This is a genomic window from Pseudomonas sp. NPDC077186 (assembly GCF_044543505.1).
Classification (GTDB): Bacteria; Pseudomonadota; Gammaproteobacteria; order Pseudomonadales; family Pseudomonadaceae; genus Aquipseudomonas.
Window position 1 is genome coordinate 516,556 of record NZ_JBITWE010000001.1, and the last position, 18,444, is coordinate 534,999.

The window sequence follows — 18,444 nt, forward strand, 5'->3', positions numbered from 1 at the left end:
TTCAGCCTCAAGTCCTTGTGGTGGCGCTATCGGCAGCGGCCACGGCCTGGTAGGTCTGCATCTTGCGGGCGATCTGGGCGATCTTGCGCGCGTAGTTGGGGTCGGTGGCGTAACCGGCCTGCTGCAGTTCCTTGACGAAACGCTCCGGGTTCTCGGTAGCGTTCAGCGCTTTTTCGTAGCGACCGTTGCTCTGCAGGAAGCTGACGTAGTCGTCGAAGCTCTGCGCGTAGGAGTCGTAGGCGCGGAAGCTGGCCGCCTCCTTGACCGCCTTGCCGCCCTTGTATTCGGTGGTCAGCACCCGCGCCGACTCGCCGTCCCAGCTGTTGTGGCTCTTGATGCCGAACAGGTTGTGGCTGCTCTCGCCGTCGCGGGTGCGGATGATCGACTTGCCCCAGCCGGTTTCCAGCGCGGCCTGGGCCACCAGGTAGCGCGGGTCGACGCCGATCCTCTCGGCCGCCGCCTCGGCCATCGGCAGCATGGTGGCGACGAACTCCTGCGGCGAGGCGAACGCGGCCTTGCCCGGCGCCAGCGGCGGCTGGGCGATGCGCCGGCCGCTGATGGCATCGTTGCTGTTCAGGCTCAGGCCATCGGCCTTGGGCGCGGCGAAGCTTTGTGCGGCAATCCAGTCGCCGCCGGCCAGGGTCTTGCCCTCGCCTTCGCCAACCGACGGCACGATGCCGGCCAGCAGGCGGTCGGCCAGCTTGCCCGGCACCGCCAGGCGACGGCGATTGAGCAGCGCCACCTCGTCGCGGAAGCCTTCGGCGTTGGCCACTTTCTCGGCCTCGGCGGTGCTCGCCTTGCTCAGCGGTTGCTCGATCTGGGCGAAGGGATTGGGCCGGCTGGAGGGCTGCTTGAGCTTGGACATCTGCCGCACCAGCACATCGGCCAGGCCGATGCCGCGGCCTTCCTTGGCCAGGGTCACCGACAGCTGCTGGTCGTGCATGTCCTGGTAGGTCTTGCTCTCGTTGCTGTTGAGGAAATTGCCCTCGACGAACGCCTCGCCGGCCGAACGCATGGCCTTGAGCATCTCGTTCATGAACAGCGACTCGAATTCCTCGGCGACCTTGCGGATGTTCCGTTCGCTGTCGCCGCCCACCTTGAACTGGTTGAGGCGATTCAGGTCGGTGACCGCGCCGCTGTCGATAAGGCTCTTGCCGTTGCCGAGCAGGCCTGCTGAGAGTCGGGAATCCATGGCGCTGTCCTCAGATCACGATCAGGTCGGCCTGGAGAGCGCCGGCTTGCTTGAGCGCCTCGAGGATGGCCATCAGGTCGGAGGGCGCCGCGCCCACCTGGTTCACCGCGCGCACGATCTCGTCGAGGCTGGTGCCGGGGCCGAACTTGAACATCGGCTTGGCCTCCTGCTCGGCATCCACCCGCGAGCGCGGCACCACGGCGGTCTGGCCGCCGGAGAAGGCCTCGGGCTGGCTGACGATGGGATCTTCGGTGATGGTCACGGTCAGGCTGCCGTGGGTCACCGCCGCCGGCTGCACCCGCACGTTCTGGCCGATGACGATGGTACCGGTGCGCGAGTTGATGATGACCTTGGCCACCGCCTGGCCGGCCTTCACTTCGAGGTTCTCCAGGATCGACAGGTAGTCGACGCGCTGGTTGGGGTCGAGCGGCGCGCTGACGCGGATCGAGCCGCCGTCGATGGCCTGGGCCACGCCCGGGCCGAGCAGGTCGTTGATCTGGTCGACGATGTTCTTCGCCGTGGTGAAGTCCGGGCGGTTGAGGTTCAGGGTCAGCGTGTTGCCCTGATCGAAACCGCTGGGCACCGGCCGCTCCACCGTGGCGCCGCCGGGAATGCGCCCGGCCGACGGCACGTTGACGGTGATCCGCGAACCGTCGCCGCCCTCGGCGTCGAAGCCGCCGACCACCAGGTTGCCCTGGGCGATGGCGTAGACGTTGCCGTCGATGCCCTTGAGCGGGGTCATCAGCAGGCTGCCGCCGCGCAGGCTCTTGGCGTTGCCGATGGAGGAAATGGTGATGTCGATGGTCTGCCCCGGCTTGGCGAACGCCGGCAGGTCGGCATGCACCGATACCGCGGCGACGTTCTTCAACTGCACGTTGCCGCCCGGCGGCACCTTGATGCCGAACTGCGCCAGCATGTTGTTGAAGGTCTGCACGGTGAAGGGGGTCTGGGTGGTCTGGTCGCCGCTGCCGTTGAGGCCCACCACCAGGCCGTAGCCGATCAGCTGGTTGCTGCGCACGCCCTGGATCGAGGCCAGGTCCTTGAGCCGTTCGGCCTGGGTCGGCAGGCTCAGCAGCAGGCACGCCAGCAGGGTCGCCAGCAGCAGCCAGTCGTTGGCGCCACGGCGACGATAGCCGCGATGGGCGGCGGCGAATTGCCGGCGGCAGGAGCTTGCCTGCAGCGGCCGCGCCTGGGTCGCGGGAAGCAGAGCGCGAAGCGGCGAGCTCGACTCGCGCGCCGGAGCGACGTTGAACGCCTGACGAGCGGAGCTCGCGGCTAGGGGGTTCAGCCAGGATTTCATGGATACAGCCTCGCTCAGAACGGCCACATCGGGCTGAGGAAGAAACGGCTCAACCAACCCGGTTGGCTGGCGTCGGCGAAGGCGCCGGTGCCGGAATAGGTGATGCGCGCATCGGCCACCCGGGTCGAGGCCACGGTGTTGTCGGTGGCGATGTCGTCGGCGCGGATCAGCCCGGAGATGCGCACCAGCTCGTCGCCGGTATTGAGGGTCATCCACTTCTCGCCACGTACGGCGAGGATGCCGTTGGGCAGCACCTCGGCGACGGTGACGGTGATCGAACCGGACAGGCTATTGCTCTGCCCCGCCTGGCTGGCCCCGCTGGCGTCACGCGAACCGGAGAACTCGGTGTCCAGGGTCATGCGGCCACCGGTGAGCGGGTTGGTCGCCGACACGCCACCGCCGAACAGCGCACCCATGCTCATGTTGGCGCTGCTGTCCTTCTCGATGTCGCTGTTGGCGTTCTTGCTGGCCTGGGTGCGCTCGTTGAGGGTGATGGTGATGATGTCGCCGACGCGGAACGCCTTGCGGTCGTCGTACAGGCCATTCTCGAAGCCGGCCTGGTAGATCGAGCCGTTGTTCTGCGCCGCCGGCAGCGGCGTGCGCGGCAACACCGGGGCGTAATAGGGATCGTCCGGCTTGGCTGTCGGCGCCACGCAGCCGCTGCCGAGCAGAAGGCCAGCCAACAGGGGGAAACAGAGTACTTGCCGGTTCATAACCACTACCTCGCGGCGTTCACAACACAATCAAGAAAGGATCAGAGGTTCTGCGTCACGAAGGACAGCATCTGATCGGCGGTGGAAATCACCTTGGAGTTCATTTCGTAGGCGCGCTGGGTGGTGATCATGTTCACCAGTTCCTCCACCACGCTGACGTTGGAGTTCTCCAGGGTGTTCTGCAGGGTGGTGCCGAGGCCGTTGAGGCCCGGGTTGCCGACCTGCGGCGCGCCGCTGGAGCCGGTCTCCAGGAACAGGTTGTTGCCGATGGCCTCGAGGCCGGCCGGGTTGACGAAGTCGGCCAGCTGGATGTTGCCGATGATCTGCGGCTGCGGGTTGCCGGCGGTGGTCACCGAGACGGTGCCGTCCTCGCCGACGGTGAAGGTGCGCACCTCGCCCGGCAGGACGATGGCCGGCTCCAGGGCGAAGCCGCTGGAGGTGACGATCTGGCCGTCGGAATCGAGGTGGAAGCTGCCGTCGCGGGTGTAGGAGACGGTGCCGTCGGGCTGCAGGACCTGGAAGAAGCCGCGGCCGTTGATCGCCAGGTCCAGCGGCTGCTCGGTGGTCTGCAGGCTGCCGGCGGTGAAGATCTTCTGCGTGCCGACCACGCGCACCCCGGTGCCCAGTTGCAGACCGGAGGGCAGTTCGCTGTCCTGGCTGGACTGGCCGCCCGGCTGGCGACGGATCTGGTACAGCAGGTCCTCGAACTCGGCGCGGTCGCGCTTGAAGCCGGTGGTGGAGACGTTGGCCAGGTTGTTGGAAATGGTGGTCAGGTTCATGTCCTGGGCGGACAAACCGGTCTTGCTGACCCACAGTGCCGGAAGCATATCGACTCTCCTCGGACGCCAGATTCATGGCGCCGCGTGCTGGTAATTAGCTAATTTGCAAAACCCGCGCCATGGACGAGGCGTTGTCCTCGGCGGTGCGCATCATCTTCACTTGCAGCTCGAACTGGCGTGACAGCGAGAGGATCGCGGTCATCTCCTCGACGGCGTTGACGTTGCTCGACTCGAGAAAGCCGGAGGTCACCTGCACCAGGGCATCGGCCGGCGCCGCGGCCTGGCCCTTGACCCGGATCAGGCCGTCGCTGCCCTTCTCCAGCGACTGGGGATCGGGGTTGACCAGCTTGATGCGGTCGACCTCGGCCAGCACGTTGGGGTCCTCGCCGAGGGCACGAATGCTGATGGTGCCGTCCTGGCCGATCTCCACCTTCTGCTCCGGCGGCACGGCGATCGGCCCGGCGTTGCCGATCACCGGCAAACCGTTGCCGGTGCGCAGCATGCCGAGGGCGTCGATGTTCAGGCTGGCGGTGCGCACGTAGGCCTCGCTGCCGTCGGGTGCCTGCACGGCGATCCAGCCCTTGCCGCCGACCGCCACGTCGAGGTCGCGGCCGGTTTCCTGTAGCGAGCCGGGACGAAAGTCGGTGGCCGGGCGCTCGCTCATGGCGTACACGCGCGCCGGGTAACTGTCGCCGAACAGCGGCATGGAGCGCGCCTGCTCGAAGTCGCGACGGAAACCCGAAGTGGAGACGTTGGCCAGGTTGTTGGCGTGCGCGCGCTGCGCCAGGGTGTTGTTGTGCGCGCCGGTCATGGAGACGTACAGCAGCTTGTCCATGGTGATTCTCCGAGAGGGCCTGTTGCCCGTGGCTCTTTGCAAGCTATTCAGCAAGCGCCGTGCCAGATTCGAAAAGATCACTCAAGCAGCTGATTTAAAAGGCTTTATAAAAACAGAACGGCAATCCGGAGAACGCCGGCGGCGAGAGTTTGCCGGCGCCGGAACGGCAAAGCGGCAAGCCAGGCTTGCCGCTTTCCGCTTGTGGGAGGCGCTTCAGCGGCGACTGTCGCGGCTGAAGCCCCTCCCACGCCCTGTCATCAACGCAGGTTGATGATGGTCTGGGTGATGGCGCTTTCGGTCTCGATGGTCTTGGCGTTGGCCTGGTAGTTACGCTGGGCGACGATCAGGTTGACCAACTGGTCGGACAGCTCGACGTTGGAGTCCTCCAGGGCGCCGGACTGCAGCGCGCCCAGGGTGCCGGCGCGCGGCGTGCCGACCACCGGCTCGCCGGACTCGAAGGACTGCACCCAGGCGGTCTTGCCCACCGGCGTCAGGCCCTGCACGTTGGCGAAGTTGGCCAGCACCACCTGCCCCTGCACCTGGGACTGGCCGTTGGTGTAGCGGGCGAAGATCACCCCGGTGTCGTCGATCTCCAGGCCGGCCAGCTGGCCGGTGGTGTAGCCGTCCTGGCTGACGCTGTTGACCGCGAAGGAACTGGCGAACTGGGTCGACTGGCGCAGATCGATATTGACCCCGGTCGGGTTGGCATCGGCGCCGTTCGGCCCCCACACCGGCGGCACCGAGCTGTCCGGTGCGGCCGGCACCCAGCTGGCCAGGTCGATGGTGCCGTCGGCGGCCACGGTGAAGCCGGTCGGCGTCGAGGCGATCAGCGCGGCCACGTCGAGCTGGCCGGCGGTGGTGAATTCCAAGTCGACGCTGGACGGCGTGGTCAGGGTCGGATCGTCCGGATTGCGCCCGTCGACCAGCACGTTCATGGTCCAGGTGTTGGCCCCGGTCTTGACGAAGTACTGGGTGAAGACGTGGGAGTTGCCCTGGGTGTCGTAGATGTTGGTCGAGGTGGACGAGTTGTAGGTGGTCGGGTCGGTCGGGTCGAACGGCACGGTGGTCGGCACGGTGTTGTTCGAGTTGAGGTTGAAGGTCTGATCCAGGTTGGCGGTGGCGCGCGGCTCCTGGTTGGCGGTCTGGATCTGGATATCGTCGACGATGCCGTTTTGCAGGTTGCCGTTGGCATCGACCGAGTAGCCCTGCAGGCGATAGCCGAAGTTGTTCACCATGAAACCGTCGCGGTCGGTGCCGAAGTAACCGGCGCGGGTGTAGCTGATCTCGCCGTTGTTGCTGGTGACGAAGAAGCCGTTGCCGTTGATCGCCAGATCCAGGGCGTTCTGCGTGTAGTTGATATTGCCCTGGTTGAACTGCTGCGAGATGTCGCCGAGCAGCACCCCGCTGCCCTGCGGGTTGGAGCCGGACCCCAGCACCGAGGCGGCATAGACATCGGCGAATTCGGCGCGCGACTGCTTGAAGCCGGCGGTGCCGGCGTTGGCGATGTTATTGCCGGTGACATTGAGATCCTTGGTCGCGGCGCGCAGGCCGCTGAGACCGATATTGAACGACATGGAGGACTCCTTTGCCGGAACTGCCGGCGGCAATAGTTATTGGCCGATGACTTGCACTTGGGAAATCGGAACGCTGCCGAGGCCGGCGAGGTTGAGCATCAGCTCGCTGCCGCCCAGGGTGACGCTGTCGACGTTGGCCGGCAGCAGGGTGTAAAGACCCTTGGTCTCGTCGCCGTAGCTGGCCTGCGCCTCGAACTTGTAGGTGCCGGGCGGCATCAGATTGCCGCTGGCATCCTTGCCGTCCCAGATGAAGCTGACGTTGCCGGCGGCCTGCTCGCCCAGGTTGATGCGCGTGACCACCGAGCCGGCGCTGTCGTAGACGTTGACGTAGACGTTGCTGCTGGTGACCGGCAGCACCGTGCTGGCCTTGAAGCTCTCGCTGGTGTCGACCACCGCCTTCTCGGTCGGCACTATGACCTTGCGCCCGACCAGCGACGAGGCCTGCAGCGCCTGCGACGACTGATAGCCGGAGAGCAGCGACTCCATGCTGGTGTTGAGCTTCTCGATGCCCTCGACCTGGCTGAACTGCGCCAGCTGGGCGATGAACTCGCCGTTGCCTTGCGGCTCCAGCGGGTTCTGGTTGTTCAACTGGGCCACCAGCAGGTTGAGGAACTCGTTCTTGCCGAGCTCCTTGTTCTGCGTGGTGTCCTGCTTGATCTGGTACTGATCCAGTACCGAACTGGTGCCGCTGACTGTGCTCATGCCTGACTCCCTTTCGCTGACTTACTGACCCAGGGTCAGCACGCGCTGCAGCATCTGTTTGGCGGTATTCATCATTTCCACGTTGGTCTGGAAGGCGCGACTGGCGGAAATCATGTCGGCCATCTCTTCGACCACGTTGACGTTGGGGTAGTACACGTAGCCGCCGGCGTCCGCCGCCGGGTGATCCGGCTCGTAGCGCGGCATCAGGCTGCTCTGGTCCTCGACCACGCCGAGCACCTGCACGCCGCGGCCGGCCTCGTCCTGCTCGGCGAACAGCGAGCCGCGGTCGCCGCCCTGGGCCTGCTGGAACACGGTGGCGAACACCGGATGGCGGGCGCGGTAGGTCTGCTCGATGCTCGAGGACACCGTCTCGGCGTTGGCGATGTTGCTGGAGATGGTATTGAGGCGCGTGCTCTGCGCGCTCATGCCGGTTCCGGCGATATTGAAGACACTGGCAAGGGACATGGTCGCGCTCCTTATTCGCCGCGCAGGGCGCTGGTCAGCCCTTTGAACTTGCTGTTGAGGAAGGTGAAGCTGGCCTGGAAGTGCACCGAGTTCTCGGCGTAGTTCGACTGCTCCATCTGCAGGTCGACGCTGTTCTGGTCCAGCGAGGCATGCAGCGGCGTGCGGTAGGCCAGCTCGGCCTGGCCGGTGGCGATGCCCTCGGCGCCGATATGACGGCCGTCGGTGCGCGCCAGGGCGACGTTGCCGCGCTGCTGCTTGGCGCTCTGCGCGGCCAGCACGCTGGCGAAGTCGAGGTCGCGCGCCTTGTAGTTGGGGGTATCGGCGTTGGCGATATTGTTGGCCAACACCTCGGCGCGCTGGGCGCGGAAGCCGAGTGCCTGTTCGTGGATACCGAGGGCCTTGCCGAAATTGATGCTCATGTTCTGCAACCTTTGCCGCTGGGGCAGTCTGGTCTTTCCTGCCAGATATTCAGCAAAGCTTGTGCCAACTAAAAAATCACTTATAAATCAGTTGTTTATATAAGAAATGAGACAAGGCCAGCGGCAAAGCGGCAAGCCCTTACCGCCCATGGGCAAGCAAGCGGCAACGCCGCCTTGCCGCCACCGCCGCAGCCCATTGTCGTAAGGTGCGACGCGCGCACCAGCGGACATTGCATCACCATGGATGCGCGCCGGATGGCGCAACCCAAACGAAAACGGGAGACCCTTGGCCTCCCGTTTGTCGTTACGCGGCATCTGCGCGGCTATTTCGCCTTGTAGATGATGCCCGGACTGCACTGCACCATCTGGTACTTCTCGGGCAGGCCGTTGAGTGCCTCGGACGCACCGAGGAACAGGTAACCGCCCGGCTTGAGGCTGGCATGGATGCGCGTGAGGATGTCCTTCTTCACCTCGGCGGAGAAGTAGATCAGCACGTTGCGGCAGAACACGATGTCGAACTTGCCCAGCGCCGCATAGCTGTCGAGCAGATTGAGCGGGCGGAACTCGACGCGGTTCTTGATCGGCGCCTTGACCTGCCAGCGGCCCGGCCCCTTGGGATCGAAATAACGCTGCAGGCGCTCCTGCGCCAGGCCGCGCCCCATGGCCAGGCTGTCGTACTCGCCGGACTTGCAGTTGGCCAGCATCGACGGCGACAGGTCGGTGGCGACGATCTGCACCCCGCCCTTGAGCTGGCCGATATTGGTCCGCTCGAACTCGTCGATCGACATCGACAGCGAATAGGGCTCCTGCCCGGACGAACAGGCCGCCGACCAGATGCGCAGGCGCTGCGCCGGATAGGCCTTGATCAACTCCGGCAGCACCCGGTTCTTCAGCACCTCGAAGGGGTAGGTATCGCGAAACCACAGGGTTTCGTTGGTGGTCATGGCATCGACCACCTGCTCGCGCAGGCCGCTGCGCGGCTGGCTCTGCATGCGCTGCACCAGCTCGCCCAGGGTCTTGATGCCGTTCTGTTCCATCAGCTTGTTCAGACGGCTGGAGACCAGGTACTGCTTGTTGCTGCCCAGCAGAATACCGCAGGCCTTTTCCAGGAAAGTCCGGAACTGCTCGAAATCCAAATTACCTGAAGACACTAGTGCCGCCTCACCGACCATAACATTCGCCAAAGGTCGCCCCTCAGCCCCCATCCGCCACGCGAATCCGCTCGACCACCCTCGAGGCCAGGTCGTCCGGCTTGAACTTGGCGAGGAAATCGTCCGCGCCGACCTTCTTCACCATCGCCTGGTTGAACACCCCGGACAGCGAAGTATGCAGGAGGATATGCAGCTTCTGCATGCGCGGATCGCTGCGAATCTCGGTGGTCAAGGTATAGCCGTCCATCTCCGGCATCTCGATGTCGGAAATCAGCATCAGCAGCTCCTCGTCGGGGCGCCGGCCCTCGTCGGCCATCCGTTTGAGGTAATTGAGTGCCTCGCGGCCGTCGTTCAGCGCGGTGACCTCCACGCCCACGGTCTGCAGGCAACGCGACACCTGTTTGCGCGCCACCGAGGAGTCGTCGACGATCAGTACGTGCTTGGTCACCGCGCTGCTCTGCACCTGCTCGTCGATCACCCCGGCGGAGATCGCCTCGGAGGTAGGCGCCACCTCGGCGAGAATCTTCTCCACGTCGATGATCTCCACCAGTTGCTGGTCGAGACGGGTCACCGCGGTCAGGTAGTGGTCGCGCCCGGCGCCCTTGGGTGGCGGATGGATCTCCTCCCAGTTCATGTTGACGATGCGCTCCACCGAGCGCACCAGGAAGCCCTGCACCTTGGTGTTGTACTCGGTGATGATCACGAAGCTGGTCTTGAGGTCTTCCAGCGCCGCCCGCCCGGTGGCGATGGACAGGTCGAGAATCGGGATGGTGCCGCCGCGGATATTGGCCACCCCGCGTACCACCGGGCTGGACTTGGGCATGATGGTGAGGTTGGGGCACTGCAGCACCTCCTTCACCTTGAACACGTTGATGCCATACAACTGCGGGCCTTCCAGGCGGAACAGCAGCAACTCCAAGCGGTTCTGCCCTACCAGCTGGGTGCGCTGGTTAACCGAATCCATCAACCCGGCCATGCCCGGACTCCTTCTCGTCTAGTAACGCCAACCCCTTGCAGCCTAGCAGGCGGCACGGGGCTTGCTTTGCATTGGTCATGAAGCCAAGAACGTCATCATTCCGTCAGCTACTGGCAAAGTGCCTGGGCGCCCTGCCCGTTTTACTCGCTTTGCCGGCGCTCGGCTACAGCGCCGGCGCTGCGGCGGCCTTCACCAGTACCGACCAGCTTATCGGCGCCACCGAGGCCTTTCTTGAGCAGGCGGTGGTCGAGTATTTACAGCGTAGCGAAATCCAGGGCCGCCACGAGATCCAGGTCAATCGACTCGACCCGAGGTTGCGCCTGCCGCTGTGCGACCAGCCTTTGACTACGCAACTCGAGAGCCCGGCACAACCCCTTGGTCGCGTCACCACGCGGATACGCTGCGAAGGCAGCGCGCCCTGGACCGTGTTCGTGCCGGCCGAGGTGCGCCTGTTTCGCCAGGTGGCGGTGCTGACCCGCCCGCTCAAGCGCATGAGCGTGCTCGGCGCCGCCGACCTGAGCCTGGTCGAGCGTGACGTCGGCCAGCTCCGCCAGGGCTACCTGACCGACCCGGCCCAGGCGATCGGCAAGAAATTGACGCGCCAGCTGGGCAGCAACCAGGTCCTGGCGCCGAGCCACCTGCAGGTGGCCGAGGTGATCCGTCGTGGCGATCAGGTGGTGATCAGCGCCAGCAGCGGCACGATCAACGTGCGCATGCCCGGCGAAGCCCTCAGCGACGGCGCCCCCGGCCAGCAGATCAACGTCCGCAACCTGCGCTCGCAACGGGTAGTGCGCGCCCGCGTGATCGGGCCCGGACAAGTGCAAGTGGCCATGTAGGCATGTTTCTTGTAGCGCAACGGCCAGGCGATTTCCTACACTGTTCAACGACGCAGCGAAAATAGCCCTAAAGTTTTACCGGCAGCGGCCGAAAGCTTGGCAAGCGTCCACCATATCGTCCGAGGTTCTGCATCATGGTCATCGACTTCAACCGGCTGAACAATGCCAATACGCCCGCCAACGCGGGGCGTACCGGCGCGACTCAGGCTGGCAATCGCAACGAGCCGGCAGCGCCGTCTCAGGCGCCGGTCGTCGGCGGCGATGAGCAGAACAGCGCCAAGACTGGCGAGCCGGTACAGCTGAGCCGCGAGGCACAACAGCTGCAGAAGATCGGCGAGAAGCTGCGCGACCAGCCGATCGTCAACAAGGAGCGCGTGGCCCAGCTGAAACAGGCGATTGCCGACGGCAGCTACCAGGTCGACAGCCAGCGCGTCGCCGAAAAACTGCTCAACTTCGAATCCCAGCGCTAGTCCCAGGGCTGCGCTGGGGGTGTTGGACGCCCGACCCCCAAGAGCCCGCCATGCACGACACTGCCCTGCTTGACCTGTTCACTACCGATATCGGCACCGCCGAGCAACTGCTTGAGCTGATCGATGCCGAATTCCAGGCCCTGACCGAGCGCGACCTGTCGCGCCTGGACAGCCTGCTCAGCGACAAACAACCGCTGCTCGCCCTGCTCCAGCAGCACGGCGGCGAGCGCAGTCGCCTGCTCCTGGCCGCCGGCCTTAGCGCCGACCGCGATGGCCTGACCGCACTGGCGGCGGGTTCCGCGCTGGGCGAACAGTTGCTGGCACGCAGCGAGGCCCTGTCCACCCTGCTGCAGCGCTGCCAGGAGGCCAACCTGCGCAACGGCCGGCTGATCCGCGCCAACCAGGCTTCGGTCGGCAGCATCCTCGGCATCCTCCGCGGCGGCGAGACGCCGGGGCTCTATGACAGCCGTGGCAGTGCGGCTAGAATCGCCCAGCAAAGGCCGCTCAGCCAGGCCTGAGCCCCCCACAAGAAAAAGCACAGGGACATGCAGGCACTCTGCCAGTATTCTAGTGCCGTTGTAGTCGATGACTCGGAGAGTTCCGAACTGTGTCCAGCGCGTTCAACGAGGAAAATGGTCCTCAGCCGCCCAAGGTGCTCAAGGCACCCGTGGAAATCATTGCCACCCTGCGCCAACTGCAACAGAACCACGACCCGCTGGTGATCCAGTTCAAGGATCGCAGCCAGCGCTTCCAGAGCTACCTGGTGGAAATCGACCGCGAGCGCAACCGCGTGGCGCTGGACGAAATCATTCCCAACGATGGCGAGCGCTTCCTCAAGCAGGGCGAAGCCTTCAGCGTCGAAGCCTACCGCGAGGGCGTGCGCGTGGCCTGGAGCTGCGAGCACGACGTGCAACTCGGCGAGTTCGAGGGGGCGCCCTGCTACTGGGCGCCGCTGCCGCAGGAGGTGATCTACCACCAGCGCCGCAGCGCCTACCGCGCGCCGCTCAAACAGAGCGACCTGATCAAGGTGGTGCTGGCTGGCGACAAACTACGCGAACCGCTGCCCGGCCAGTTGCTGGACATCTCCGCCACCGGTTGCAAGCTGCGTTTTGCCGGCGACCTCAGCCAGCAGCTGCACAACGGCCAGGTGCACGAGCGCCTCACTGCCCAGCTGCCGTTCGGCGCCATGACCTGTGCAGTGGAGCTGCGCCACGTGCAGTACGAGGAAAAGGTCGACATGACCTTCGTCGGCACCCGCTTCTACCGCATGAGCGGCCTGGAGCAGCGCCAGGTCGAGCGTTTCGTCTACCAGTTGCAGCGCGAAGCGCGGCGCACCGAGAGCGACGGCCTGTTCTAAGGTCAGTGCACCAGGTTGCGCCAACGCTGATCCAGTTCCGCCAGGCGCGCCAGATCCTGCGGCCGGTCCACGTCCCATAGCGTCGGCAACAACAGATGCGGCCAGGCCAGGCGCTGCAGGCACTCGCGGGTGCGCGCCAGCACCTGATCGCCGCCCCAGGGCATGTTCTCGAACAGGCTGTGATCGAGGCTGCGCAGGCCCAGCAGCACGTAGCCGCCGTCCTCCGCCGGGCCGAGCACCGCACGGTGCTCGTCCAGGGCCGCACAGGCCTGCTGCAGGTAGGTGCCATCGAGCGCCGGGCAGTCGTTGCCGATCAGCACCACGCCGTCGTGCTCGGCCAGGCCGAGCGCCGCGATACGCCGCATGCGTTCGCCGAGATCGCCGGCCGGCTGCTCCACCACCACCCAGTCCTGTCCCTCGGCCAGCCGCTGCAAGGGTCGGTCGGCGTCGCCGTCCAGCCACAGGAAGCGCTGCTCGAAGGCCAGCGGCGGCAGGGCCAGGGTCTGTTCCAGCAACGCTCGCTGCAGGCGGCTGGCGCCCTCCTCGCCCAAAGTCGGAATCAGGCGCGTCTTCACTCGCCCCGGAACGGGCGCGCGCGCCAACAGGTGGAGTGACAGCGTGGTCATCGTCGTGCTCCTCCTCGGTAACGGCCAGCCAACAGTTCCGGGCTGACCCCGCGGTAGTAGGCCAGGCGCAGACGCCACATCAACCAGACCGTGCGCCAGGTTCCATGTTGCTCCCAACGCCGGCTCGACGTCGAGAGCGGCGGGCGCAGGCAGCGCGGCCGGGCCACGCGCCTGAGCCGCCGGCACAGCTCGAGGTCTTCCATCAGCGGCATGTCGGCATAGCCGCCGAGCGACTCGAACAGCTCGCGGCGCACGAAGATGCCCTGATCGCCGCTGGCGATGCCGGTCAGGCGCGAACGCAGGTTGATCATCTGGCCGATCAACCATAGCGATGGGCCAGCGCCCGACAGGCGTAGATCGAAACGTCCCCAGTCCGGTTCATCGCCCAGCGCCCGCTGCAACGCGGCCAGGCACGCCGGGCTCAGCCGGGTGTCGGCATGCAGGAACCACAGGTAGTCGCCGCCGGCCTGCGCCGCGCCGGCGTTCATCTGCCGCGCCCGACCGGGCGGGCTGTGCAGCAGGCGGTCGACCCGCGCGGCGGCCAATTGCGGCGTGCCGTCGCGGCTGCCTCCGTCGACCAGGATCAGTTCGGCGCCGGCACTGCGCAGCGCGCGCAGATCCTCGAGCAATGCCGGCAGCGCCGCGGCCTCGTCCAGCGCCGGGATGACGACGCTGAGGCGGCTCATGGCGTCGCCCGTGGCGCGTCCGCCGTCTCCTCTGGCGCCTCGACGGGGTCCTGCATCTGCTCCTGCACGGTCTGCTCGTCGACCCGCGGATCGAGCGCCGCCATCAGTGGCGAGCCGGCCACGTTGGCCGGGCTACCCAGGTGATGCAGCGGCGCGTCCTCGACCTGGTGTAGATGGGTGACCTTTTCGGGACGGATGCGCCAGACCAGGATCAGCGCACAGGCACAGACGAACAGGTAGAGCATATGGGCGCCGTAGAAGCGCATCAGCACCCCGGCCAGCAGCGGGCCGACGCAGGCGCCGACGCCGAAGGTCACCAGCAGCATGGCGGTCAGCGACACCCGCCGCTCCGGCTCGACGTGGTCGTTGGCCAGCGCCACCGCCAGCGGATAGAGGCTGAACAGCATCAGGCTGACCACGAAGCCGATGCCGATCAACGGCAGCAGCGCGACCTGCTGCAGCAGTGCCAGCGGCAGCGCGGCCAGCAGCAACAGCACGGCACACCCGCGGATCAGCAGCACCCGGTCGCGCCGGTCCGACAGCCAACCCAGCGGCCACTGCACCAGCAGGCCGGCGAGGATGCAGCAGCCCATGAACAGGCCTACCTGTTCGGTGCTCAGGCCCATGCGCGTGGCATAGAGCGGCGCCAGGCCGTAGAAGGCGCCGATCAGCAGGCCGGCCACCACCACCGTGGTCAACGACAGCGGTACCCGGTCGAGGAAGAAACGCAGCTCCAGCGGCGCCGGATGCAGCGGTGCCGGGTGCAGGCGTCGGGTCAGCGCCACCGGCACCAGGCACAGGGCGAAGCACAGCGCCACCAGCATCAACAGTTCCGGGCCCAGGGTCGGGTGCATCACCAGCACCAGCTGGCCGAGGATCAGCCCCAGGTAGCAGGCCGCCATATAGCCGCTGAACACCAGACCGCGCTGCTTGGCTTCGGCCTGCTCGTTGAGCCAGCTCTCGATCACCATGTACTGGCACATCATGCCCAGGCCCACCAGCATGCGCAGCAGCAGCCAGAACGGCAGCCACTCCACCAGGCCATGGCCGAGCGCCGCGGCGGTGACCACCCCGGCGCAGGCGACGTAGGCGCGGATATGCCCGACCCGGGCGATCAGCCGGTGGCCCAGCTTGCCGCCGAGCACCAGGCCGAAATAGTTGGCCGCCATCAGCGCGCCGACCCACAGGCCGTCCACCGTCTCGGCCAGACGCAGGGCCAGGTAGGTGCTGAGCAGGCCGGAGCCGAGCAGCATCAGCAAGGTGGCGAAGTACAGCGAACGGAAGGACTTCCAGATCGGGCGCATGAACGGCTACGGCTCCTTGTGCGGGGCGCGCCCGGCTGGGCGCGCGGTGCTGCGCGAATACATCGGGAGCGGCGGCCGGTCAGGCCTGCGCGGCCAGCACGCGTCGCTCCCAGGGGGTGATTTCATCGTAGAAGCTGGTCAGCTCCAGGGTCTTGCTGGCGATGTAGCCTTCGATGAATTCCGCACCGAACGACTCGACCGCCAACTCGCTGCGTTTCAGACGCTCGATGGCGGCGTGCATGGTACAGGGTAGCGCCAATTCGTCGGGCACCTCGAACTCGCCCTGGATCGGCGCGCTCGGCTGCAGCTCGCGCTCCAGGCCGTGCAGCCCGGCGGCCAGGCTGGCGGCCAGGGCCAGATAGGGGTTGGCGTCGGCGCCCGGCAGGCGGTTCTCCACCCGCCGCGCCGCAGGCGCACTGGCCGGGATGCGCAGGCCGGCGGCGCGGTTGTCCGCCGACCAGCAGGCGTTGTTCGGCGAGGCGTAGGGATGGCACAGGCGCTGGTAGGAGTTCACATGGGGGGCGAACAGCAGGGTGAAATCGGCCAGCGCCGCCTGCTGACCGCCGATGAAGTGATAAAAGGCCGCCGTCGCCTCGCCGCTTTCACTGCTGAAGAGATTGCGCCCGCTGCCCTGCTCCACCACGCTCTGGTGGATATGCATCGAGCTGCCCGGGGTATGTGCCAGCGGCTTGGCCATGCACACCACCGACAACCCGTGCTTGAGCCCGACCTCCTTGAGCAGGTGCTTGAACAGCAGGGTCTGGTCGGCCAGCAACAGCGCATCGCCGTGCAGCAGGTTGATCTCGAACTGGCTGACGCCCATCTCGTGCATGAAGGTGTCGCGCGGCAGGCCGAGCGCCGCCATGCAGCGGTAGACCTCGGCGAAGAAGGGGCGCAGGCCGTTGCCGGAGCTGACGCTGAACGCCGCACCGCCATTCTCGCGGCGACCGTCCAGGCCGAGCGGCGGCTGGAACGGCTGCAGCGGATCGGCATTGGCGGCGAACACGAAGAACTCCAGCTCGGTGGCCACCACCGGCTGCCAGCCATGCTCGGCGTAGCGCGCCAGCACGCGCTTGAGCAGGCCGCGGGTGGACAGGCCACTGCTGCGTCCGTCCAGCTCGTCGGCGTCGCAGATGGCCAGCGCGCGCGGCGGCTCGCTCCAGGGCAGGCGGTGGATCTGCGTCGGCACGGCGTTGAGCGCCAGGTCGCCGTCGTCGCCGCCGTAGAAACGCGCCGGCGGATAGCCGCCCATGATGCACTGCAGCAGCACGCCGCGGGCCAGTTGCAGCCGCCGCCCTTCGAGGAAGCCGGCGGCGGTCATCACCTTGCCGCGCGGCACGCCGTTGAGGTCCGGGGTCACGCATTCGATTTCGTCGATGCCGCGCAGGAGGGTTTCCAGTGCAGGGCGGCTGGCAGTGCTCATCTGTGGTTGTCCTTGTGTGCTCGAATACCGTCGGCCGACGGCGAGAGGGACAAAATACGCAGCGGATGTTCGATATTTCAAGCACTCGCCGCTTACCGAGATGCGACACCGGCTTGCACCCTGTCGTCCTGATCGCCCCGGCGCGGTCGACGCCCGCGGCGACTGTGCTAGAGTCGCGCGCTATTTTTTCCGCCGAGCCCCTCGCGCCCGGCCGGAAGCCCTGTCGCCCGGGGCCCAGCGCCGCTTGCGCGCGCGGCCCAGCAACCAGAGACTCCTGCGATGTCCGAAGCCCTCCACCCTGCCCTGCAGCTGCTCAACCGCACCAGCCTGGTGATGCAAATTTTCATCGGCCTGCTGGCCGGTATCGTCCTCGCCCTGATCGCCCCGCAGGCGGCGCTGTCCGTCGGCTTCGTCGGCAACGTGTTCGTCTCGGCGCTGAAAGCGGTGGCGCCGGTACTGGTGTTCATCCTGGTGATGTCGTCCATCGCCAACCACCAGCACGGCCAGCAGACCCATATCCGCCCGATCCTGCTGATGTACCTGATCGGCACCTTCAGCGCCGCGCTGGTGGCGGTGGTGGCCAGCTTCGCCTTCCCCTCGGCGCTGGTGCTGAGCAGCCAGGCCGCCGAACTGACGCCCCCCGGCGGCATCGGCGAAGTGCTCAAGACCCTGCTGCTGAACGTGGTCGACAACCCGGTCAATGCCGTACTGCGCGGCAACTTTATCGGCATCCTGGCCTGGGCCATCGGCCTCGGCTTCGCCTTCCGCCATGCCAGCGCCGGCAGCAAGCAGCTGCTGGGTGATCTGTCCGATGGCGTCACCGCCATCGTCAAGCTGGTGATCCGCCTGGCGCCGCTGGGCATCTTCGGCCTGGTCGCCGCGACCCTGGCCGAGTCCGGCTTCGACGCCCTGCTCGGCTACCTGCACCTGCTGCTGGTGCTGGTCGGCTGCATGCTGCTGGTGGCGCTGCTGGTCAACCCGGCGCTGGTGTACTGGAAGATCCGCCGCAATCCCTACCCGCTGGTGCTGACCTGCCTGCGCGAAAGCGGCCTGACCGCCTTCTTCACCCGCAGCTCGGCGGCCAACATCCCGGTCAACCTGCAGCTGTGCCAGCGCCTGGGCCTGCACGAGGAAACCTACTCGGTCTCCATCCCGCTGGGCGCCACCATCAACATGGCCGGCGCGGCGATCACCATCACCGTGCTGACCATGGCCGCCGTGCATACCCTGGGCATCGCCGTCGACCTGCCGACCGCCCTGCTGCTCAGCGTACTGGCTTCGATCAGCGCCTGCGGCGCCTCGGGCGTGGCCGGCGGCTCGCTGCTGCTGATCCCGCTGGCCTGCAGCCTGTTCGGTATCCCCAACGAGGTGGCGATGCAGGTAGTGGCCATCGGCTTCATCATCGGCATCGTCCAAGACTCGGCGGAAACCGCGCTGAACTCCTCCACCGACGTGCTGTTCACCGCCGCCGCGTGCCTGGCGCAGGAAGATCGCGATAGCCGATAGGCCGCCCGAGCTGCACCCAGAGGCCCACCGAGCGTGGGCCTTTTGCTGCGTGGGCAGCAGCGCTCGCGCGGCAGGATAAATTGATAACGATTAGCGTTTGAATTAGATTGGCCGCCTTATCCAAGCTACC

The 18,444-nt window shown here is 66.4% G+C and carries 20 protein-coding genes; 5 read left to right on the forward strand and 15 right to left on the reverse strand.

Annotation, left to right across the window (positions count from 1 at the left end; genetic code table 11):
* Positions 1 to 7: 7 nt before the first annotated feature.
* The 11 genes from flgJ to ACIGKL_RS02445 all read right to left on the reverse strand — a co-directional run bounded on the left by flgJ (position 8) and on the right by ACIGKL_RS02445 (position 10,106).
* The gene (gene flgJ / locus ACIGKL_RS02395; protein ID WP_397485125.1) at positions 8 to 1,192 is read right to left on the reverse strand and encodes a flagellar assembly peptidoglycan hydrolase FlgJ; all 1,185 of its coding nucleotides are present in this window, start codon (positions 1,190 to 1,192) and stop codon (positions 8 to 10) included.
* A gap of 10 nt (positions 1,193 to 1,202) precedes the next feature.
* Complete coding sequence (locus ACIGKL_RS02400) at positions 1,203 to 2,492, reverse strand: flagellar basal body P-ring protein FlgI (RefSeq protein ID WP_397485126.1); 1,290 nt, start codon at positions 2,490 to 2,492, stop codon at positions 1,203 to 1,205.
* Positions 2,493 to 2,506: 14 nt separating this feature from the next.
* A complete protein-coding gene (gene flgH / locus ACIGKL_RS02405) occupies positions 2,507 to 3,205 on the reverse strand; it encodes a flagellar basal body L-ring protein FlgH (RefSeq protein WP_397485127.1) in 699 nt (232 codons plus the stop codon).
* A 41-nt stretch (positions 3,206 to 3,246) separates the two neighbouring features.
* Entirely contained in the window at positions 3,247 to 4,032 is a 786-nt protein-coding gene (flgG, locus tag ACIGKL_RS02410) for a flagellar basal-body rod protein FlgG (RefSeq protein ID WP_397485128.1), read from the reverse strand.
* Positions 4,033 to 4,078: 46 nt separating this feature from the next.
* Entirely contained in the window at positions 4,079 to 4,819 is a 741-nt protein-coding gene (locus ACIGKL_RS02415) for a flagellar basal body rod protein FlgF (RefSeq protein ID WP_397485129.1), read from the reverse strand.
* Between the two features lie 257 nt (positions 4,820 to 5,076).
* Positions 5,077 to 6,393 carry a flagellar hook protein FlgE gene (flgE, locus tag ACIGKL_RS02420; protein ID WP_397485130.1) on the reverse strand — a complete coding sequence of 439 codons (1,317 nt, stop codon included), beginning with the start codon at positions 6,391 to 6,393 and terminating at the stop codon, positions 5,077 to 5,079.
* A gap of 36 nt (positions 6,394 to 6,429) precedes the next feature.
* Positions 6,430 to 7,095, reverse strand: coding sequence for a flagellar hook assembly protein FlgD (gene flgD, locus ACIGKL_RS02425; protein WP_397485131.1), 666 nt, complete (start codon positions 7,093 to 7,095; stop codon positions 6,430 to 6,432).
* 21 nt (positions 7,096 to 7,116) lie between these two features.
* Positions 7,117 to 7,560: a flagellar basal body rod protein FlgC gene (flgC, locus tag ACIGKL_RS02430; RefSeq protein ID WP_397485132.1), complete on the reverse strand. Its 444-nt coding sequence runs from the start codon at positions 7,558 to 7,560 to the stop codon at positions 7,117 to 7,119.
* 11 nt (positions 7,561 to 7,571) lie between these two features.
* Positions 7,572 to 7,979 carry a flagellar basal body rod protein FlgB gene (flgB, locus tag ACIGKL_RS02435; protein ID WP_397485133.1) on the reverse strand — a complete coding sequence of 136 codons (408 nt, stop codon included), beginning with the start codon at positions 7,977 to 7,979 and terminating at the stop codon, positions 7,572 to 7,574.
* A 323-nt stretch (positions 7,980 to 8,302) separates the two neighbouring features.
* Positions 8,303 to 9,130: a protein-glutamate O-methyltransferase CheR gene (gene cheR / locus ACIGKL_RS02440; RefSeq protein WP_397485134.1), complete on the reverse strand. Its 828-nt coding sequence runs from the start codon at positions 9,128 to 9,130 to the stop codon at positions 8,303 to 8,305.
* A gap of 43 nt (positions 9,131 to 9,173) precedes the next feature.
* Positions 9,174 to 10,106, reverse strand: a complete 933-nt coding sequence (locus ACIGKL_RS02445; RefSeq protein WP_397485135.1) for a chemotaxis protein CheV — start codon at positions 10,104 to 10,106, stop codon at positions 9,174 to 9,176.
* A gap of 77 nt (positions 10,107 to 10,183) precedes the next feature.
* Between ACIGKL_RS02445 and flgA the strand changes: the two genes are divergently transcribed.
* The 4 genes from flgA (at position 10,184) to ACIGKL_RS02465 (ending at position 12,769) form a co-directional block, all read left to right on the forward strand.
* Entirely contained in the window at positions 10,184 to 10,942 is a 759-nt protein-coding gene (flgA, locus tag ACIGKL_RS02450; protein WP_397485136.1) for a flagellar basal body P-ring formation chaperone FlgA, read from the forward strand.
* Between the two features lie 134 nt (positions 10,943 to 11,076).
* Complete coding sequence (gene flgM, locus ACIGKL_RS02455; protein WP_397485137.1) at positions 11,077 to 11,412, forward strand: flagellar biosynthesis anti-sigma factor FlgM; 336 nt, start codon at positions 11,077 to 11,079, stop codon at positions 11,410 to 11,412.
* A gap of 50 nt (positions 11,413 to 11,462) precedes the next feature.
* Positions 11,463 to 11,930, forward strand: coding sequence for a flagella synthesis protein FlgN (locus ACIGKL_RS02460; RefSeq protein WP_397485138.1), 468 nt, complete (start codon positions 11,463 to 11,465; stop codon positions 11,928 to 11,930).
* A gap of 89 nt (positions 11,931 to 12,019) precedes the next feature.
* Positions 12,020 to 12,769: a flagellar brake protein gene (locus tag ACIGKL_RS02465; protein WP_397485139.1), complete on the forward strand. Its 750-nt coding sequence runs from the start codon at positions 12,020 to 12,022 to the stop codon at positions 12,767 to 12,769.
* 2 nt (positions 12,770 to 12,771) lie between these two features.
* Here the strand turns inward: ACIGKL_RS02465 and ACIGKL_RS02470 are convergent, their stop codons facing one another.
* The 4 genes from ACIGKL_RS02470 to ACIGKL_RS02485 form a co-directional block, all read right to left on the reverse strand.
* Positions 12,772 to 13,395, reverse strand: coding sequence for a TIGR04282 family arsenosugar biosynthesis glycosyltransferase (locus ACIGKL_RS02470; RefSeq protein WP_397485140.1), 624 nt, complete (start codon positions 13,393 to 13,395; stop codon positions 12,772 to 12,774).
* Complete coding sequence (locus ACIGKL_RS02475; protein WP_397485141.1) at positions 13,392 to 14,081, reverse strand: TIGR04283 family arsenosugar biosynthesis glycosyltransferase; 690 nt, start codon at positions 14,079 to 14,081, stop codon at positions 13,392 to 13,394. Before ACIGKL_RS02475 ends, ACIGKL_RS02470 begins: the two co-directional genes overlap by 4 nt.
* Positions 14,078 to 15,385, reverse strand: a complete 1,308-nt coding sequence (locus ACIGKL_RS02480; protein ID WP_397485142.1) for an MFS transporter — start codon at positions 15,383 to 15,385, stop codon at positions 14,078 to 14,080. Before ACIGKL_RS02480 ends, ACIGKL_RS02475 begins: the two co-directional genes overlap by 4 nt.
* A 79-nt stretch (positions 15,386 to 15,464) precedes the next feature.
* Entirely contained in the window at positions 15,465 to 16,706 is a 1,242-nt protein-coding gene (locus ACIGKL_RS02485) for a glutamine synthetase family protein (protein ID WP_397486236.1), read from the reverse strand.
* 381 nt (positions 16,707 to 17,087) lie between these two features.
* Between ACIGKL_RS02485 and sstT the strand changes: the two genes are divergently transcribed.
* Positions 17,088 to 18,314 (forward strand): serine/threonine transporter SstT, encoded by a 1,227-nt coding sequence (gene sstT / locus ACIGKL_RS02490; protein ID WP_397485143.1) that lies wholly within the window; start codon positions 17,088 to 17,090, stop codon positions 18,312 to 18,314.
* Positions 18,315 to 18,444 lie beyond the last annotated feature (130 nt).

Bases quoted from the DNA above. Each gene is read 5' to 3' on its own strand.
- ACIGKL_RS02485 (WP_397486236.1), bottom strand. From the start codon at position 16,706: ATGACCGCCGCCGGCTTCCTCGAAGGGCGGCGGCTGCAACTGGCCCGC.
- flgC (WP_397485132.1), bottom strand. From the start codon at position 7,560: ATGTCCCTTGCCAGTGTCTTCAATATCGCCGGAACCGGCATGAGCGCG.
- flgD (WP_397485131.1), bottom strand. From the start codon at position 7,095: ATGAGCACAGTCAGCGGCACCAGTTCGGTACTGGATCAGTACCAGATC.
- sstT (WP_397485143.1), top strand. From the start codon at position 17,088: ATGTCCGAAGCCCTCCACCCTGCCCTGCAGCTGCTCAACCGCACCAGC.
- ACIGKL_RS02415 (WP_397485129.1), bottom strand. From the start codon at position 4,819: ATGGACAAGCTGCTGTACGTCTCCATGACCGGCGCGCACAACAACACC.
- ACIGKL_RS02460 (WP_397485138.1), top strand. From the start codon at position 11,463: ATGCACGACACTGCCCTGCTTGACCTGTTCACTACCGATATCGGCACC.
- ACIGKL_RS02470 (WP_397485140.1), bottom strand. From the start codon at position 13,395: ATGACCACGCTGTCACTCCACCTGTTGGCGCGCGCGCCCGTTCCGGGG.
- flgG (WP_397485128.1), bottom strand. From the start codon at position 4,032: ATGCTTCCGGCACTGTGGGTCAGCAAGACCGGTTTGTCCGCCCAGGAC.
- flgA (WP_397485136.1), top strand. From the start codon at position 10,184: ATGAAGCCAAGAACGTCATCATTCCGTCAGCTACTGGCAAAGTGCCTG.
- flgE (WP_397485130.1), bottom strand. From the start codon at position 6,393: ATGTCGTTCAATATCGGTCTCAGCGGCCTGCGCGCCGCGACCAAGGAT.
- flgJ (WP_397485125.1), bottom strand. From the start codon at position 1,192: ATGGATTCCCGACTCTCAGCAGGCCTGCTCGGCAACGGCAAGAGCCTT.
- ACIGKL_RS02475 (WP_397485141.1), bottom strand. From the start codon at position 14,081: ATGAGCCGCCTCAGCGTCGTCATCCCGGCGCTGGACGAGGCCGCGGCG.
- flgM (WP_397485137.1), top strand. From the start codon at position 11,077: ATGGTCATCGACTTCAACCGGCTGAACAATGCCAATACGCCCGCCAAC.
- ACIGKL_RS02480 (WP_397485142.1), bottom strand. From the start codon at position 15,385: ATGCGCCCGATCTGGAAGTCCTTCCGTTCGCTGTACTTCGCCACCTTG.
- flgH (WP_397485127.1), bottom strand. From the start codon at position 3,205: ATGAACCGGCAAGTACTCTGTTTCCCCCTGTTGGCTGGCCTTCTGCTC.
- ACIGKL_RS02400 (WP_397485126.1), bottom strand. From the start codon at position 2,492: ATGAAATCCTGGCTGAACCCCCTAGCCGCGAGCTCCGCTCGTCAGGCG.
- flgB (WP_397485133.1), bottom strand. From the start codon at position 7,979: ATGAGCATCAATTTCGGCAAGGCCCTCGGTATCCACGAACAGGCACTC.
- ACIGKL_RS02445 (WP_397485135.1), bottom strand. From the start codon at position 10,106: ATGGCCGGGTTGATGGATTCGGTTAACCAGCGCACCCAGCTGGTAGGG.